At 40.4% G+C, this 17,275-nt stretch carries 16 protein-coding genes and 1 riboswitch; of the genes, 1 reads left to right on the top strand and 15 read right to left on the bottom strand.

Annotation, left to right across the window (positions count from 1 at the left end; all coding sequences use genetic code 11):
• Positions 1-42 precede the first annotated feature (42 nt).
• From pknB to ESP02_RS10545, 12 genes are all read right to left on the bottom strand, one after another.
• Positions 43-2,112, bottom strand: a complete 2,070-nt coding sequence (gene pknB / locus ESP02_RS10485) for a Stk1 family PASTA domain-containing Ser/Thr kinase (RefSeq protein ID WP_002373616.1) — start codon at positions 2,110-2,112, stop codon at positions 43-45.
• On the bottom strand, positions 2,109-2,849 hold the full coding sequence (locus ESP02_RS10490) for a Stp1/IreP family PP2C-type Ser/Thr phosphatase (RefSeq protein WP_002373615.1): 741 nt from the start codon (positions 2,847-2,849) through the stop codon (positions 2,109-2,111). Before ESP02_RS10490 ends, pknB begins: the two co-directional genes overlap by 4 nt.
• Before the next feature lie 12 nt (positions 2,850-2,861).
• A complete protein-coding gene (gene rsmB, locus ESP02_RS10495) occupies positions 2,862-4,220 on the bottom strand; it encodes a 16S rRNA (cytosine(967)-C(5))-methyltransferase RsmB (protein ID WP_002373614.1) in 1,359 nt (452 codons plus the stop codon).
• Positions 4,220-5,158: a methionyl-tRNA formyltransferase gene (gene fmt / locus ESP02_RS10500; protein ID WP_002373612.1), complete on the bottom strand. Its 939-nt coding sequence runs from the start codon at positions 5,156-5,158 to the stop codon at positions 4,220-4,222. Before fmt ends, rsmB begins: the two co-directional genes overlap by 1 nt.
• Positions 5,151-5,642 carry a peptide deformylase gene (gene def / locus ESP02_RS10505; RefSeq protein ID WP_002373611.1) on the bottom strand — a complete coding sequence of 164 codons (492 nt, stop codon included), beginning with the start codon at positions 5,640-5,642 and terminating at the stop codon, positions 5,151-5,153. Before def ends, fmt begins: the two co-directional genes overlap by 8 nt.
• Positions 5,643-5,656: 14 nt before the next feature.
• Complete coding sequence (gene priA / locus ESP02_RS10510) at positions 5,657-8,065, bottom strand: primosomal protein N' (protein WP_038399138.1); 2,409 nt, start codon at positions 8,063-8,065, stop codon at positions 5,657-5,659.
• Positions 8,066-8,317: 252 nt separating this feature from the next.
• Positions 8,318-8,623 carry a DNA-directed RNA polymerase subunit omega gene (gene rpoZ / locus ESP02_RS10515; RefSeq protein ID WP_002287365.1) on the bottom strand — a complete coding sequence of 102 codons (306 nt, stop codon included), beginning with the start codon at positions 8,621-8,623 and terminating at the stop codon, positions 8,318-8,320.
• Between the two features lie 4 nt (positions 8,624-8,627).
• Positions 8,628-9,242 carry a guanylate kinase gene (gene gmk, locus ESP02_RS10520; RefSeq protein ID WP_002287358.1) on the bottom strand — a complete coding sequence of 205 codons (615 nt, stop codon included), beginning with the start codon at positions 9,240-9,242 and terminating at the stop codon, positions 8,628-8,630.
• Between the two features lie 486 nt (positions 9,243-9,728).
• Complete coding sequence (locus ESP02_RS10530; RefSeq protein ID WP_002287356.1) at positions 9,729-10,013, bottom strand: hypothetical protein; 285 nt, start codon at positions 10,011-10,013, stop codon at positions 9,729-9,731.
• A 17-nt stretch (positions 10,014-10,030) separates the two neighbouring features.
• Positions 10,031-10,921 (bottom strand): YicC/YloC family endoribonuclease, encoded by an 891-nt coding sequence (locus ESP02_RS10535; protein WP_002293063.1) that lies wholly within the window; start codon positions 10,919-10,921, stop codon positions 10,031-10,033.
• Positions 10,922-10,940: 19 nt separating this feature from the next.
• Positions 10,941-11,159: a YdbC family protein gene (locus tag ESP02_RS10540; RefSeq protein WP_002293064.1), complete on the bottom strand. Its 219-nt coding sequence runs from the start codon at positions 11,157-11,159 to the stop codon at positions 10,941-10,943.
• Complete coding sequence (locus tag ESP02_RS10545; RefSeq protein ID WP_025478426.1) at positions 11,129-12,829, bottom strand: patatin-like phospholipase family protein; 1,701 nt, start codon at positions 12,827-12,829, stop codon at positions 11,129-11,131. The genes ESP02_RS10540 and ESP02_RS10545 overlap by 31 nt, the downstream gene beginning before the upstream one ends.
• 256 nt (positions 12,830-13,085) lie before the next feature.
• On the opposite strand from ESP02_RS10545, the gene ESP02_RS10550 reads away from it, so the two are divergent.
• On the top strand, positions 13,086-13,859 hold the full coding sequence (locus ESP02_RS10550) for a hypothetical protein (RefSeq protein ID WP_025478425.1): 774 nt from the start codon (positions 13,086-13,088) through the stop codon (positions 13,857-13,859).
• A gap of 81 nt (positions 13,860-13,940) precedes the next feature.
• On the opposite strand, the gene thiT is transcribed toward ESP02_RS10550, so the two are convergent.
• The 3 genes from thiT to glmU all read right to left on the bottom strand — a co-directional run bounded on the left by thiT (position 13,941) and on the right by glmU (position 17,122).
• A complete protein-coding gene (thiT, locus tag ESP02_RS10555) occupies positions 13,941-14,510 on the bottom strand; it encodes an energy-coupled thiamine transporter ThiT (RefSeq protein WP_002315887.1) in 570 nt (189 codons plus the stop codon).
• Between the two features lie 65 nt (positions 14,511-14,575).
• Positions 14,576-14,678, bottom strand: a riboswitch (TPP riboswitch).
• 5 nt (positions 14,679-14,683) lie between these two features.
• The gene (locus ESP02_RS10560) at positions 14,684-15,655 is read right to left on the bottom strand and encodes a ribose-phosphate diphosphokinase (protein ID WP_002287347.1); all 972 of its coding nucleotides are present in this window, start codon (positions 15,653-15,655) and stop codon (positions 14,684-14,686) included.
• 93 nt (positions 15,656-15,748) lie between these two features.
• Entirely contained in the window at positions 15,749-17,122 is a 1,374-nt protein-coding gene (gene glmU / locus ESP02_RS10565; protein ID WP_025478424.1) for a bifunctional UDP-N-acetylglucosamine diphosphorylase/glucosamine-1-phosphate N-acetyltransferase GlmU, read from the bottom strand.
• Positions 17,123-17,275: the final 153 nt, after the last annotated feature.

A 17,275-nucleotide genomic window follows, 5' to 3' on the forward strand; every position in this document is an offset into this window, starting at 1 on the left:
ATCACTTCTGTCACAACCTCTTTGTTCTATTTTATTAAAAACTTATTTTGAGCTTTCTGAGGTACTATCCGATGAACTTGTAGTGCTGGAAGATTCTTCTTTGGAAGAGCTGCTCGTACTGCTAGAGCTACTTGAGCTGCTAGAACTGTCTGAAGAATCTTTCTCAGAACTAGAAGACGCCGGGTCTGGTCCTTTAGAGTAAATCACGTTTACAACCATTCCTTTGGTAATCGTCGTACCTGCCCCTGGCACTGTACGGATTACTTTGTCCTTATCCACCGTGCTTGAATATTCAGAAGTCTCATGACCGATATATTCTGCACCAATACTAGCCAAATAACTTTGTGCTTCGCTTTTTGTATAGCCGGAGATGTCATTCAGTTTAGGTTCTGTCCCTTGGCTTACGACAAAACTGATGTAAGTTTCTTCTGCTACAACTTCACCTGAGGCTGGATCCTGACTAATGATCGAACCCGATGGCACAGTGTCGCTATAGTCATAAGTAGCACTAATGTTATTGATATTGAATCCTTGTGTAACAAGCCAATTACGGACAGTTTCGTAGTTTTCTCCTACATGACTACTCAAAGTCACTGTTTCTGGTCCTTTGCTGACTGTGAAAGTAATCGTGTCTGTTTTAGGATCGACTTCTGTATCTTCTGATGGAGATTGCGAAATGATCATTCCGCTTTCTACTTCTGAACTGAATTCCTCTTCTTTTTGAATCAAATCAGCAGAAAATCCTAATTCTTTCAAACTTGCTTCAGCATCTTCATAACTTTTACCACTGTAATCATCTAATTTGATTTTTTTCGTGCCACTGCTGATATAAAGAGTGACTTCGCGTTTTTGCTTGACTGTCGTTCCCGCTGCCGGGTCTGTCTTCACCACATTACCTTCTTCGATTTTGTCATCTGCAATTTCTTCTGTTTTTGTTGCTACTTCTAATTTCGCTTTTGCGAGTGTTTCTCTGGCAGAAGCTTCAGAAAGATCAGAAACATCAGGAACAACAACTTCTCCTCGTCCGCCAGAAGCAAAGAATACAGCTGTTCCGATTCCTAAAATAGCGAGGACAGCTAACAGGATCAGCCACCATTTTTTCTGTCCTTTCTTTTTAGGGTCAGGCAGAACTTCTTCCTCTTCCGGCAATGTTTCGTTTCTCGGTTCGTCTTTTGGCAGAGGCATAGATTTGAATGAATCCGGCATTGGTGTATCTGCTGCAAGCGGTGTGATAACTTTTGTTTCGTTATCCATCGCATGAGGTTGCCATTTTTCTTCGTTTGCACGAGCTGGTGATAATACTGTAGAAAGATCATCAGACATTTCTTCGGCTGACTTGTAACGGTCTGCAGGTTCTTTAGCCGTCGCCCGTAAAATCACATTTTCCAGTGCTTGCGGTACATTTGGATCAAGTGCTTTTATGGATGGAAGATCATCTTGGAAATGTTTTAAAGCAATCGTCACAGCAGATTCACCGTCAAACGGCACGCTACCTGTCAGCATCTCATAAAGAATGATCCCTAAAGCATAAATATCTGACTGCTTCGTTGCCATACTCCCTCTTGCTTGCTCAGGAGATAGGTAATGAACAGATCCCAACATCGTATTCGTCTGTGTGATCGATGTTTCAGATAAAGCAATAGCAATCCCGAAATCCGTGATTTTTACTACACCTTCGTTATCGATCAATACGTTTTGGGGTTTCAAATCTCGGTGGATGATTTGATGGTTATGAGCTAAAGAAATAGCAGAAAGAATCTGCTGCATAATATTTACTGCTGTTTCATAAGGAACAGGATAATGTGTTTGGATATATCGTTTCAAGTCCATTCCTTTGACGTATTCCATCACTAGATACTGCATATTGTCTTCTTCACCAACATCGTAAACACTGACAATATTTGGATGAACGAGTTCTGTTGCTGCTAAAGCTTCTCGCTGAAATCGTCGAATCGCGGTTTGATCATTTTGAAAGTCGAATCGTAAGACTTTGACTGCTACATCTCGATCCAAGATCAAATCGTGCGCCAAAAATACATTAGCCATACCACCACTACCGATATTCCCCGTGATTTGATAACGGCCATTTAATTTTTTTCCCAACTCGATCATACACGGTCCTCCTTATATTCGATAAGAAGAACGGTGATATTATCCGCTCCGCCTGCTTCATTGGCACGATCAATCAGCTCAGTTACTTTATGGGACAACGGGCCTTCTTGATTAATGATCGTTCCTATTTCTTCTTCAGATAGCATATTCGTCAAGCCATCTGAACATAACAGCAAGCGATCTTTTAGCTGCCAAAGATGAGTAGAAACATCTACTTCGACTGTTCCTGGCATGCCGACAGAACGTGTTAAAATATTCTTTCTTGGATGGTTCACTGCCATTTCTTCGCTGATTTCCCCTGATTTGACTAGTTCGTTAACTAAAGAATGATCCTCTGTCAATTGCATGATTTTATCTTCGCGAATCAAATAAGCTCTGCTGTCGCCAACATTCGCAATCGTAAACCAGTCATCTGACAGAGCTGCCGCTACGATTGTTGTTCCCATACCGTTATATTCCGGCTGTTCTTGTCCTCGCTGATAAATCAGCACATTTTCCTCTTGAATCGATTGAATGAACCACTGGGCGATTTTTTCATCGTCGGCAGCTTCTTGTTCTTCCCAAGCTTCGCCTAGATTTGTTACCGCCATTTGACTAGCAATGTCTCCAGCACGGTGCCCACCCATCCCATCTGCTAATACAGCAAGCTTGAGACCTGAACGGCTAGTAAATACACTGGCATAGTCTTGATTGGTGTTACGTCGTCTTCCTACATCTGATTGATATTCAATCTGCATTTTTTCACCTCATTACTTTTTGCGCAAACAACAAATGAAAAATCCATCTGTGTAAAACTGATGCGGATACAAAGTCAACATTTTCTCTACGATTGATGATTGTAGCATAGGATCGGTCAAAACATCAATCCTCTCAAAATCAGGGTGTCTTTCCAAGAAAGCAGAAACAACGTCTTGGTTTTCTTCTTTTAAGATCGTACAAGTACTATAAGTCAGAATACCGGAAGACTTTAAAGCTGGTGCGCAGCTTTCTAAAATTTCCAATTGGATTTTTGGTAAATTCGCTAATTCATCCGGCTGTTTTTTATAACGGATATCTGGTTTTCGCCGAAGGAGCCCTAGACCTGAACAAGGCGCGTCTACTAAAATCCGATCGAACTGCTCTGGTTCAAACTGCTTGCTGACTTCTCTAGCATCCATCTTTTGAGCGTAAACAGCAGAAGAGACACCCAGACGTGTGGCATTTTCTTCAATGAGTTTGACTTTGTGTTCATGTACATCTAAAGCAATCACTTCCCCGCCGCATGAAGGATCCAAAAAAGAAGCAATATGTGTCGTCTTACCTCCGGGAGCTGCACAGGCATCTAAAACATGATGTTCAGGCTCGATTTGCATAGACGGCGCTACAAGCATCGAACTTTCATCTTGGATCGTCATGACGCCATCGTGGAACAATGAGCTAGAAGCTAAATGCCCTTTTTTCGCTACTATACCGTATGGACTGACTTGGCTTTTTTCAGCTGTGATCTCTTCTTCTTGCAAAACAGTGATGGCCTGATTTCTGGAGAGTCGGCGTGTATCTACTCGGGCACTAGCATGGCTAGGCTGATATAGCGATAAACCGAGCTTTTCAGTTTCTTCATAACCGATTTGATCCACCAACCGTTTCGTCATCCATAGAGGCAGGCTGATTTTGACAGAAAGTCTTTCGATAGGATCAGCAATGCCTTGCAGATCTGGTGCTCCTTGACGCTGATAATTCCTCAAAACACCATTTACAAATTTTCCTGTCCCAGGATTTCCTTTTACTTTCGCGATTTCGACCGCCTCGTTTAAAATAGCATGTGCAGGGACTTTATCTAAAAATTCTAATTGATATACAGAAAGATACAGAAGCGTCTTGACCCAGTCATCCACTTTTTTTGCTTTAGCGATCAATGGTGCAACGTAAAATTCCAATAGTCGCTGATGGCTAATCGTACCGTAGATCAATTCTGTAAATAGACCCACATCTTTTTGATTTAGCTCGCTTTGTTTGATCATCTCATTCAACAAAAGATTCGAGTAGGCGCCGCCCTTGTTCACTCGCTCTAATGTCAGTAATGCCATATATCGTACAGATTTTTTCATTTTTTTAGGGATTTTTTTCATTATTTCACCTGCTGACCAATCTGAACTTGCTGACCGCTTCCGTTAAGAAAATCGTGTACGGCTTGTTTTCCTTTACCAGCTGGCTGCAATTCATTGATGGCTAATACGGTCTGTTTACCGCAAGCAATCCATAGATTTTTTTTGTCTTTTCGGATGATCGTGCCTGGTGCTTCGTCTGTACTTTCTGCCAGTACTTCAACCGATAATAATTTCCAGCGTGTACCTTCATAGGTCGTGAATGCAATCGGCCAAGGACGCATCCCGCGTACTTGGTTGTCGATTTCTTCTGCAGTTTTATGCCAATCGACCGCTTCTTGTTCACGTGTGATGTTTGGCGAAAAAGTGGCTTTTGACTCGTCTTGAGGGACTGGTTTTTGTCCATTCAAAATATTAGGCAATGTTTCTAGCAATAGCTTTCTTCCTAAAAGGCTAAGCTTTTCAAACATCGTCCCCACATCATCTTGTTTAGTGATTGGCATGCTTTCTTGCGCATAGATTCCGCCTGCATCCATTTTTTTGATCATTTCCATGATCGTTACACCAGTTTCTTTCTCCCCATTCATGATGGCATAATGAACAGGCGCACCTCCCCGATATTTAGGAAGTAAAGAAGCATGGACATTGATTGCCCCTAATTTTGGCACTTGCAATAACTTTTCAGGCAAGAATTGGCCAAACGCCGCAGTGACGATCACATCAGGTGCCAATTCAATGATTTCTTCCATTTCTGGCGAACCGGAGATTTTCTCTGGCTGCAACACACGGATACCGTGCTTTAGAGCAGCTTCTTTTACCGGTGTCGGCGTAATTACTCGTTTCCGCCCAACTGGACGGTCGGGCTGTGTGACTACTGCCTGGATCTCGTAGCCTGATTCTATCAACCCTTCAAGAATTGGCACAGAAAAAGCAGGTGTGCCCATAAATACTAACTTAGTCATCAAGATGTTCCTCCATATATTCTTCAAGTTCTTCTTCCGGGATCTGCTGTACCATTTTCTCAATGAACAGAATACCGTCTAAGTGATCGATTTCATGCTGGAAGGCACGGGCTAAATAGCCGAAAGCTGTCACTTCTATCTCTTCTCCATCGCGGTCATAATAGCGTACAGTCACTTCATCTGCTCGCTTGACTGTTCCATAGACATGCGGAATACTGAGACAGCCTTCTACGTCCATGCTTTCACCTTTTGCTTCAATGATTTCTGGGTTTATCAGTTCGAATTTTTCGCCTTCATCTACTTCGATCACAGCGATTCTCTTGTTTTGTCCTACTTGAGGAGCAGCAATCCCTATTCCGTCATTCGCAATCATCGTCTCATATAAGTTGTCTAACAAAGCAATCGTTTCGTCCGTGATCACGTCGATTGGCTGAGCAGGTCTTTTTAATTTATCATTAGGGTGGATCAATATAGGATAGCGCATAAGTTGGTCCTTTCTTAAATAAAGTTTAATGGTTCGTTGTCAATTGCCACAAAAAGACCTTGCCGCTGTTCTTTCTGGCTTCCATTCAAGATTTCATCCAAAACATGGGGAAGATTCGGCTCATGTTTATATTTGATGATCAGTTGATAATAGTATCGATTTTTCACTCTCAAAATCATGCTGGGTGTTGGTCCTAGTAACAAACTTTGAGGACTTAATACTTCTTTTAGCTGATTGGCAATCTGAAAGATTTTCTTTGCCGCCACTTGTTCTTCAGGATGGCTGGCAGTTATTTTCACAGTAAAGTAATAAGGAGGGTAGCCTCCACGATGCCGTACATGCATTTCCTGCTGATAAAACTGTTCATAGTTTTGTTTTTTAGCCAATTCTATGGCGTAATGCTGAGGATTGAACGTTTGGATCACGACTTCGCCTGGTTTTTCCGCTCGTCCTGCTCGACCTGAAACTTGGGTCAGCAATTGGAATGTATGCTCGCTAGAACGAAAATCCGGTAAATTCAGGGAGGTATCGGCATTCAACACGCCAACTAATGTGACTTCTGGAAAATCCAAGCCTTTAGCGATCATTTGTGTCCCTAATAAAATATCTGCTTCTTTTGCACCGAATTTTTGTAAAATCTGTTCGTGTGCCCCTTTTCTTCGGGTGGTATCTACATCCATACGCAAAATCCTAGCTTGCGGATAAAGTTCTCGGAGTTCCTCTTCTACTTTTTGGGTGCCTGTCCCATAGTAGCGGATTTTGTTGCCCCCACAATTGGGACAGCGATTAGGAATAGGTTCTTCGTGTCCGCAATAATGACAGCGCATCGAACGTGTATCCATATGCAAGGTAAGAGAGATATCGCAATTAGGGCATGGGAGAACAAATCCGCAGTCTCTGCACATCACAAAAGACGAATATCCTCGACGATTGAGTAATAGGACAGTTTGTTCTTTTTTGTCTAACCGATCTTGTATCTTTTCCTGCAAATTAGCAGAAAAAGTAGAGGTCCGATGATTCTGAAACTCTTCACGCATATCTACGATCTCAATAGCTGGAAGTTGTGCAGCTGCTTTGGCTCGGTGGTTCAACTGCAATAACTGATACACGCCTTTTTGAGCTCGTGCTCTTGATTCCAAAGAGGGTGTCGCACTTCCAAGGACTATTGGGCAATGATGGTATTTACTGCGCCAAATAGCTAAATCTCTCGCATGGTAACGCGGCGTCTCATCTTGTTTATAACTTGATTCATGTTCTTCATCGATAATGATCAATCCTATATTTTTCAGCGGAGCAAAAATAGCAGAGCGTGCGCCTACTACTACTTGTGCTTCTTCCCGCTCGATCTTGCGCCATTCATCATATTTTTCACCTTGGGAAAGTCCGCTATGTAAGACCGCAACTGATTCACCGAAGCGTCCTTTGAATCGCTCGACCATTTGCGGAGTCAATGCGATTTCAGGCACTAACATTATAGCCGTTTTATTTTCTGACAAAACATCAGCGATTGACTGAAGATATACTTCTGTTTTTCCACTACCGGTGATTCCCTCTAGCAAAAAGACCTGATCTTTTTGTTGCTGACCTGCTGTGATGATTTGTTCGACAGCATTTTTTTGTTCTGCATTCAGTTCCAATGCCGTCGTTTGGTCAAATACTCGGTCTTGATAAGGGTCGCGATAACGTTCTGATTCTACAAACTCCAACCAACCCTTTTCTTTTCCTTGATTCAAGACAGCAGTACTGATTTCTTTATCTTTGAAATAAGCGATTGGTTCTTCCTGGCTCATTTCAGATAAACACAAAAGAAGCTCTTTTTGTTTCTTGGCATTTTGCCGTAATTTTGCCCATTCTTCTTCGATTTGCTTTTCAGTTAATAGGGAACGGACCAAACGAATCGTTTTTACTTTATTTCGTGTATGGACTTCGTATTTGATATCTACTAACTGCTCTTGGCGCCAACGAATCAATTGAGAAAGGCTGCCTTCTTCTTCTGCTTCTTTCCAAGAAATCACTTCTCGTTGACCAAACAATGCCTGAATTTCTGGTGTATCTGCCAAAGGATAGATCAATTTATCATATTCTGCTTTCATCACACTCGGAAGCATCGTTTGTAGACAAGTGATTTTGAATGCATAAGTGATTTTTTTCATGTAATCAGCTAATGAAAGTAATTCTTCATTGACCACCGGAGCAAGGTCCAGCAAACGGATCACTGCCTTCAACGATGGGTTAGCTGATTCTTCTGATTTTTGAATAGCCATAACAAATCCTTGGACATGACGATTGCCATTACCAAAAGGGACCTCTACCCGCATCCCGACTTGCAAAGCTGTTTCCATTTCAGAGGGAACCAGATAGGTGAATGGCTGATCGGTCTGCATAGTAGGTACGTCCACAATGACTTCAGCTGTTAATGTCATGGTTCGTTTCCTCCTTTTTTTGTCTTTTCATATCAAGCGACAAAAAGTTCCTTGCCTATTTTACTAGAGATCGCTGGATTTGTCTTATTTTCTGCCAAATCCTAACAAAAAATTAACAGCGGATAAGAAAAAAAAGAACTGTGTCAAAAAGTTCAGACACAGCCTTTTCTACCAGACAATAAGGGGCGAATGTTTGAAAAGGAAACCGCTGGGTTTGCTTTTCTTTTTAGATGTTCGCTCTACTTTTCTTTATTACATTTTTTGCTCTTCGCGGATACGTGATTCCAATTCGTGTTGTTCACGCTCTTTTTGAGCTTGACGTTCCTCTTCTTCCATCTTCAAACGTTCACGTTTTAATTCAGGATGAGGATCATTGACTACATTCCCTGCATCGATTTCTTCTAAAGCTTGACCAACGCTTTTTACTGAATCAAAAGAATCTAGTGTAGGTTGTGCACTTGCATCCAGCTCATGTGCGCGTTTGCTTGCTAAAATTACTAGAGAATATTTTGAATTTACACGATCTAATAGTGAGTCAATTGAAGGTTTTAACATCATAAGACTACATCTCCTTTAACATTTTAATATATTTACCGATTACGCGATCTACTCGAAAATGTTCACTGGCAATAATATTTTTGATTCGTTCAACTGCTAGCGGCACTTCATCATTCACAACAGCATAGTCGTAAAGAGCCATCATTTCGATTTCTTCTTTTGCAACTTTCATTCGTTCTTCGATTACTTCGTCTGCATCTGTTCCTCGGCCTACGATCCGTGATTTTAATTCCGCTAAATCTGGCGGAGTCAAAAAAATGAATACACCATCGGGCACTTTTTCTTTGACTTGTTTTGCTCCTTGGACTTCAATCTCCAAGAAAACATCTTTTCCTTCATCCAATGTCTTGTTGACATATGACAAAGGCGTTCCATAATAATTCCCGACATATTCTGCGTATTCCAGCATCTCTCCAGCTTCGATCATTGATTCAAACTCTTCTTTGCTTCGGAAGAAATAATCAACGCCTTCGACCTCCCCTTCACGCATTTTACGGGTAGTCATTGAGATTGAATACTGAAAATCATTATCCTCACTCTCAAAAATTGCTTTTCGTACTGTGCCTTTTCCTACACCGGATGGACCAGACAACACGATTAATAATCCACGCTCTGACATGACGACGTCCTTTCAACTAGTCTTTTTGTACTTATCGTTTATTTTGCACTTTTTTTCTGCAACTTTCAAGGTTATCTTTAATTATAGCTAGAAATTGGTAAAAAAGCTACCCTGTACCAAGAGGTCGTGAAAAAGCTGCCCTGCATCAAGTAATAAGAACAGCCAAACATAAACAGCTTCTCATGTTTTTCGTTTGGTTGGGCTTATTACCGCAGATGCAAGCTTTTGAACGCCGTGTATGAGAGGTCGTGAAAAAGCTGATCTGCATCAAGTAATAAGAACAGCCAAACATAAACAGCTTCTCATGTTTTTGCATAAATTTGACTTCATAATGAGAAAACGGATTTTAAACATGATTTATTTAGAATAAAAAAAGGTTGTGACACGTATTTTGTCACAACCCCAAAATGGATTTCAAGAGCAAAGAAGCTAAGCGAAGAAATGCAATTCTGTTTATTTACTGTATTTCTTTGTTCAACATCCTTGCTAAAAGCCCATATTGGACAAAGTATTCACTACACCCATGATTTCATCTTTTCGAGAACGTGCTTTTTCTGTCGGATCTTCTACCTCTTCTGTGTCGATTCGAACAATAAATTTCCGATTCATCGTCACGTAAGCACCGTCGTTGATCAAAATAAACAGTTCGTTCTCATTATAGTCTGCACAGGCATCTTTCCATACGTCAAAGCCGTTTTTTTCAGAAGGGATATCCCGTTTAACAACAGTTTTTCCACTTAATTCGTGGAACGTTACGTCATAGTATTTCATTGTCTCTACCTCTTTCGTCATTCAATATTTTGGACCTGTTCTCTGATTTTTTCTAAGATCGTCTTGGATTGGACGACTTGATTTTTAATTTCGATTGCATTTGATTTGGAACCGATCGTGTTGATTTCCCGATTCATTTCCTGGATCAGAAAATCTAATTCCCGACCTACAGGACATTGCGCCTCGATAAGTTCATCTAGTTTTTGGACATGGATTGCCAAACGGTCCAGTTCCTCGTGGATATCTCCACGTTCCAGCAAGATAGCCAACTCCGTCAGCAACCGTTGCTCATCCACTTTCGCTCCAAGAAATTCCTCCAGCTTTTTTTGATACCTTAATTGAAACTCCTGTTCATAGACATCTACAAAACTATTGAGTTTTTTTAGTACTTGTTTGAATTCTTCCGTGTTCTTTTTCAGCACTGAAGCTAAGGCTTGTCCTTCTTTTTCTCGACTGGCTTCAATAGAATCAAGTGCACTTTTCAATGTATCTAGAGCTAACTGTGCCAATTCTTCCATGCTCTCTTCCGGTTTTTCTTCTACCGTTACGAAGTTTTCATCCAGCGCGAAGCGTTCCGCCAGCCGACGAATTGACACTTGATTTTGACTCCCGTATCTTTGTTGAATCCCGTCTGTCAATTGGGTGATAAGCGAATCAATCAATTCCCAATTGATGACGATCTGCTTTTCGTTTTTGCCAATATAAGCTAGATTCACAAATACCTCGATCCGTCCGCGGCTTAACTGCTGTTTGATAAGCTGACGAAAATCGTTTTCAATAAAGTTCAGAATTTTAGGACTTCGTATTTGGACATCTAGAAAACGCTGATTGACACTTTTTATTTCGATATCTAGCTGATATGCTTTTGTTTCGCGGATGGCTTTGCCAAAACCAGTCATACTTTTCATTCGACAGGGTCCTTCCTCATTACATATTTTCTATTGCTTTTTGCAGTTGTTCAAACTCTTCGTTCGTCAGTGTCAGCCCTTTCCCCATCTTTTCATGGTCGGGTGCCCAATCTCGAAGATCGAATTTCGGCGGACGACCATTCCAGCTGACTAAGTTCAGCTCTTTACGCCATCCTTTGTTGTTTTCTGATAAAACAGCGATTTCTTCTACGATTTCATATGAAAATTCTTGTGCCATGGTTGTTCCTCCTTGAGATAATATAAATATAGGATCAGTAATGTGTCAACTGGCTGTTCAAGCAGTTCACGCTGCAAACGATCCTTACATTTTTCTTGCAGCAGTTTTTTAAAATAAACGGCTTTCGTGCGTTCATTTTGTATTTTCTGCTGATATTTTCGATACCTCTGCCATTCTTCTGTACTTAATTGACCAACTTGTGCCAATAAATCATCCGGCATACTTTTTCTATCTTGTTGGCAGATCATTTGAAACATCCAATCTACTTCATAGACTTTGTTTGGCAATAAAAAATGTTTTTTTGCTAAAAGTTCCAGCATCGCCAGTCCGCATGTTTCTGGTTCGACCCTGTTCTTATATATATTACGCAGTTTTTGCCAAAATTTTATGGTTTTGAAAAAAGATAGCTCTAACTGAAGTTCTTTTATTAAGTAAGATAAAAATCCACGCCAACATGTTCCTGCTTGTTTGACAGAATCAAATGTATACCAATTCCCGTAGTAACAGCCTAATCGTTTTTTCATTTCCAGATAGCCTAATTGTAAATTTAATTGGTTTCTTTGGCTATCAAAAAGCAGAAAGCTGCCAAGCGTCCACAATGTTTGACATTTCCAATGGATAAACGTATCCGGCACACGGATTCTTTTCGCTGGCCCTGGTCCTTGCACATCCACGACAAATGCCTCTGTTGCGCCTTCGTTAATCGCGATGTCAATAGGGATTTTATTACGATATCCACCATCTGCGTATTTATTTTTTCCGATCTTTCGGTAAGCCATAGCAGGATAAAATGAAGCAGAGGCAAGTATCCAATCTGGTATTTCTTCTGTTTTTGTTTGTTGGATAGCAGTCACTACTTCCGCTAGTTCTGGCAATTTAGTAGACACCGTGTATAAACGTATTTTGGAATTGTATTTGAGCAAAGACAAATCTAAATTTTCCTTGACCAGCTTTTCCAATGGCGCAGACGAAACCCCACCTTCAACTAGTGCCGTTTTCGTCATTTGGCGTCTTTCTTGATAAAAACGTTCACGCAAGTCTTCAACGGCAGCCATTTCTGGCAACGCAAGCACTTGTCTTGTTGATAGCTTTTTCCATAAACCCACAGCTTTTTCCATGTCTCCTTGTAAAATCAATGCGCCGTTCAGCGCACCTACCGAGGTCCCAGTGATGATTTCAAAGCGGATGTTATGTTCCTTCAGCGCCTGCCATACACCAATCTGATAGGCACCGTGTGCTCCCCCTCCTCCTAATACAAGTGCTGTGTGATACACCAGCTTTTTATTTAGTTGCATGGTTCCTTGATAGCCGTTTTTATGAAAAATACGCAACCATTCTTCTGATAGAGGAGATTGAAATAAAAAACAACAGTTTTCTTTAATAAAAAAACGAGCGCAAGCTTCCATATGCTGAAAAAGTTTTTGCCATTCAAAAGTTTCGCCTTCGATCAGCAAGTTATTAAAAATAACATCTTCTCTACCTTTATCAATAGTAAAATAGATGGTATATTTTTTTGATACTGCTTCAAAGGCACATTGTTTTTTTGCAGAACGCCAAAATGCTTCTCTACTTTCTTGATGGCTTTGAAAAAACGGAAGAGGTTGTTTTGCTTGGTTGATACGCGAATACAGCGACATTTTCTGTGAAAAGTAAACTTTTTTTATCTCCATCGCTCTCTCCTTTTTCTTCAAGTATACCAGTACGTCGAAAAAAGGTCATGAGTATCGTATTCGACTTTGGATATTCCATAAGAAAACAATTCATAAAACCGCCTTTAAATAAAAAATACAAAAATTAATTGAAAATGAGAGTATTTTCAATGAAAACGTGATTTTGTAATGGAATTTTAAAATAAAAGAAACAAGCTTTTTTTATGCAAATGTTGTAAAATAAAAGAGATTAAGAGGAAATAAGAGGAGGAACATGATGACTGAGTCAGTTTATGTACATATTGATACCACAAGTAATGCTGTTTTAACAAAAGGACTGACTGCTACTGATTTTGCAAACAGTATCGTGCATTTTCCTCAAAACTTGCTCTTGCTTGATCCATCTGCTTCTGCTGGAGAATACGAATCTCATACAGGGCTGAAAGTAATCCGTGGTACAGAAAATATCCAGCGTTTCTTTTCCTCTTCTCGAAACAGGCATGGATTCGATGAATTGAAATGGATCGACTTTACTGATTTAACGATGCTGAAAGAATTGACACCTTTAGAAATTTCAGAATTGTTATATTTTGGCCATATGAAAACACATCTCCACTCACCATTTTTTTATAAGCTGCAAAATAATTTCGTGTACTTCGATCTGAACGATCAATTGAACCGAATTTATTATCGCTATTTAGATGAATTTTACAGGATTTTTGCTAGTAAATTAAGTTCTATCCTGTCAGATAAGATCAATGTAAAAAAATCCTTTTTTAAAAAGGAAACTCCTGTTGAAAAAATCAGTGTGGAATTATTGAAAGAAATGCGTAATTTAATGCAGGAAGGGATCATTTTTTCTTTTGATCAAGTTGGTTTGATCGATGATGAATACCGTATTCCTATTTATGTGATTGAGGACTATATTTGGAAATTGAAAGGTACTCGGTATCGGGAAGAAGAAGTCGTCGCTACTTTAATCTACTCTGTCAACGATCGGCGCTGGCAATTGGTAGAAGATGCCGGTCTTTCTTATCTGCCATTGAAGTGAATCTATTTCTTACCGAAAAACAAAAAGGAAACAAGAAACTAGGACATGATTCTGTCTCAAGTTTTTTGTTTCCTTTTTTATTTAAAGATTCTGTCGTTTATCTGGCACAAAAAGCGATGGAATCGTTTGTTGGATCCCTAATAAAACGATCATCGTCACAATCGCTGTGCTCAACCCGCTAGCACCATTCATTACGAAAGAAAAGAGCCAAGGATTCATCCCCCATAGTGCATAGGCTCCCCAGAAAACAACTCCCGCAATAAAATGCCAAAAATATCTGGAAAGTGCGCCAATCAATGCACCAAACACTATGTTTTTTCTGATTTGTTTCGTATTTCCATCTGCATAGCTTTTTTGGACATTTGAAGCCATGAGCCCTGCTGCACCTGCAAAAGTATAAGCAATCGGATACTCAATCAACACTTGAACGACACTTAAATAATAAACTTGTCCCAACGGAAAGTGTAAGATCCCCCAAATGAAACCTGCCAGCATCCCTGCCTTTGCCCCTCGTCTTAACGCAAAAAGAGTCAACGGAATCTGCCCCAATGAAATAGAAAAACTGCTGCCGATCTGGATTGGTATCAATGACAGCACCATCGCTAACGCTGCAACAATCGTTCCTTCTACCCAAACTCTATTTTTTCCCATAAAAAAACTTCCTCCTTTGAATAAAAAAGTCACAAAGGAGGAAGCAGCTTTCGAAAAATTTCAAACAGCTGTTTTTTCACAATTCCTACGCTCGCATAACCGAAACAGGTACGAAGGGTTTAGAAATAGATTCAATCTCAGCCCAATTGGACTCCCCTTTGTGAGTTTATTTATTATTTATTTTTTGTTTCAAATAATGGACTAACTGGTTTGTTTTCATGGATACGTTTGATTGCATCTCCCATTAGTCCGCCAACACTTACTTCATCGATTTTATCGATTTTACGATCTTCTGGAAGATAGATCGAGTCTGTGACAACTAGTCGCTCGATAGCTGAATCTTCTATTCTTTGTAAAGCAGGACCAGATAATACTGGATGGGTACATGAAGCATACACACTTGTTGCACCAGCTTCTTTCAAAGCATTGGCAGCCAATGTGATCGTACCTGCTGTATCGATCATATCGTCGATCAGTACACATGTTTTGCCTTTGACTTGTCCAATGATGTTCATTACTTCTGCAACATTTGCTTTTGGACGGCGTTTGTCGATGATCGCAATCGGAGATTTCAAAAATTCCGCTAATTTACGTGCTCGTGTAACGCCACCGTGGTCTGGTGAAACAACGACAACATCATCGCCTTTGATTCCTTTTTCCAAGAAATAATTAGCAATAAGTGGTGCACCCATCAAATGATCGACTGGAATATCAAAGAAACCTTGGATTTGGACTGCATGAAGGTCCAAAGTCAGCATTCTTGTTGCACCGGCTTTTTGGATCATGTTTGCTACTAATTTCGCTGTGATTGGTTCCCGTGCACGTGCTTTACGATCTTGACGCGCATAACCATAATAAGGCATGACTACGTTGATTGTTTTTGCACTTGCTCGTTTCAGTGCATCAATCATGATCAGCAACTCCATCAAGTTATCATTGACTGGGCTGCTCGTTGATTGGATAACATAGACATGCGATCCACGAATACTTTCTTCAATGTTTACTTGAATTTCTCCATCACTAAATTGAGTAACAGATGATTTTCCTAACTCGACACCGACTGCTGCTGCAATTTTCTCTGCTAATGGGCGATTGGAATTTAACGCAAAAATTTTTAATCTTGGGTCAAAGTAATGTTTTGACATGGGGACCTCCACTTTCTTTTTCACAACTCTAGAATTCTACCTAATAAATAGTAGTCATATTTTTTAAATAAATCAAGTGATTTTGCAAAAGTCTTAGTTTAGATAAGGGAGTTTTTTTGCATATCCTTCTTTATTGACTTGTCTTGCTCTCGCAATTGCCAGCGCATATTCTGGAATATTGTCTGTAATTGTTGACCCGGCAGCAATCGAACTGTTTTTAGCTACCTCGACAGGTCCGATGATATTTGTGCTAGAACCAATAAAGCTGTGGTCGCCGACAGTCGTATGATGCTTGTTCTTTCCATCATAGTTGACGAAGACAACACCACATCCGACATTGATCTCTTCTCCCAATGTAGCATCACCAACATAAGTCAAGTGACCGACTTTCGTTCCTTTGCCGATTTGAGCATTTTTCACTTCCACAAAGTTTCCGATATGGACGTTTTCGCCAATTTCAGCTTTTGGTCGCAAATGTGCATAAGGTCCCACATCTGCATGCTTCTTGACATGGCTGCTTTCAATGACTGAGTTTTCAATGACGACGTGATCCTCAATCCTACTGTCTACGATTTTTGAATGTGCCCCGATGACACAATCAGAACCGATGACTGTATTGCCTTGGATTTGTACACCTGCTTCGATCAATGTGTCTGGACCAATCTCTACGCCTGCATCGATGTATGTCGTTGCTGAATCGACAAAGCTTACGCCATTGACCATATGCATCTGGTTGATCCGCTTTCTCATGATCTCATTTGCTTTAGCTAACGCGATCCGATCATTGACTCCCATTGATTCTTCAAAATCATCTGTTTGATAAGCAGCAACTGTATTGCCTTCTTCTTTTAAGATTTCGATGATATCTGTCAGATAGTATTCACCTTGAGCATTGTTTGTTCCGACTTTGCTTAACGCATCGAACAAAGCTTCGTTGTCAAAACAGTATGTTCCTGTATTGATTTCTTGTACAAGTGCTTCTTCTGGTGTTGCGTCTTTTTGTTCCACGATTTTTTCTACGATCCCAACATGGTCACGAATGATCCGACCATATCCTGTTGGGTTTTCTGCTTGTGCCGTCAAGATCGTCGCACTTGCATTTTTTCCTTGGTGATATTCAAAAAGATTGTTCAGCGTTTCAGTAGTCAATAATGGTGTATCGCCACTGATAACTAACGTCGTTCCTTTTTTTCCTTCCAAGAAAGAAGCGGCTTGCAAAACAGCATGTCCTGTTCCCAATTGCTCCGCCTGTAACGCATATTTACTGCGCTCTCCTAGTTGTGCTTTGACTTGTTCTGCTCCGTGTCCAACGATGGTAATCACTTCATCTGGTTTCGTTTCACTGACCCGATTGATGATATGTTCTACCATAGGTTTACCAGAGACGGGATGTAAAACTTTATATAATTTTGACTTCATGCGGGTACCTTTCCCTGCCGCCAAAATAATTGCATAACGTGCGTCCAACTGCGTCACTCCTAAATATAGTTTGCTGATTTCAGTTTATCCCAGTATACCCATTTTTTCAACAAAACAAGTGATTTTCTTTCACCACGGTGTTCTTTGGATAAAAAAATAGATAGACCATAAAGGGCCTATCTATTGGGTAACCGGTGCTCT

This window comes from Enterococcus sp. NBRC 3427 (assembly GCF_007996925.1).
In the GTDB taxonomy this organism is placed as follows: Bacteria; Bacillota; Bacilli; order Lactobacillales; family Enterococcaceae; genus Enterococcus_B; species Enterococcus_B lactis.

Coding starts and splice junctions, on each gene's coding strand:
- ESP02_RS10560 (WP_002287347.1), bottom strand. CDS start 15,655: ATGTCAAAACATTACTTTGACCCAAGATTAAAAATTTTTGCGTTAAAT.
- ESP02_RS10490 (WP_002373615.1), bottom strand. CDS start 2,849: ATGCAGATTGAATATCAATCAGATGTAGGAAGACGACGTAACACCAAT.
- def (WP_002373611.1), bottom strand. CDS start 5,642: ATGCGCTATCCTATATTGATCCACCCTAATGATAAATTAAAAAGACCT.
- thiT (WP_002315887.1), bottom strand. CDS start 14,510: ATGGGAAAAAATAGAGTTTGGGTAGAAGGAACGATTGTTGCAGCGTTA.
- gmk (WP_002287358.1), bottom strand. CDS start 9,242: ATGTCAGAGCGTGGATTATTAATCGTGTTGTCTGGTCCATCCGGTGTA.
- ESP02_RS10545 (WP_025478426.1), bottom strand. CDS start 12,829: ATGGAGATAAAAAAAGTTTACTTTTCACAGAAAATGTCGCTGTATTCG.
- rsmB (WP_002373614.1), bottom strand. CDS start 4,220: ATGAAAAAAATCCCTAAAAAAATGAAAAAATCTGTACGATATATGGCA.
- ESP02_RS10530 (WP_002287356.1), bottom strand. CDS start 10,013: ATGAAATACTATGACGTAACGTTCCACGAATTAAGTGGAAAAACTGTT.
- ESP02_RS10540 (WP_002293064.1), bottom strand. CDS start 11,159: ATGGCACAAGAATTTTCATATGAAATCGTAGAAGAAATCGCTGTTTTA.
- priA (WP_038399138.1), bottom strand. CDS start 8,065: ATGACATTAACAGCTGAAGTCATTGTGGACGTACCTACTATGCAGACC.
- ESP02_RS10550 (WP_025478425.1), top strand. CDS start 13,086: ATGACTGAGTCAGTTTATGTACATATTGATACCACAAGTAATGCTGTT.
- fmt (WP_002373612.1), bottom strand. CDS start 5,158: ATGACTAAGTTAGTATTTATGGGCACACCTGCTTTTTCTGTGCCAATT.
- pknB (WP_002373616.1), bottom strand. CDS start 2,112: ATGATCGAGTTGGGAAAAAAATTAAATGGCCGTTATCAAATCACGGGG.
- ESP02_RS10535 (WP_002293063.1), bottom strand. CDS start 10,921: ATGAAAAGTATGACTGGTTTTGGCAAAGCCATCCGCGAAACAAAAGCA.
- rpoZ (WP_002287365.1), bottom strand. CDS start 8,623: ATGATGTTAAAACCTTCAATTGACTCACTATTAGATCGTGTAAATTCA.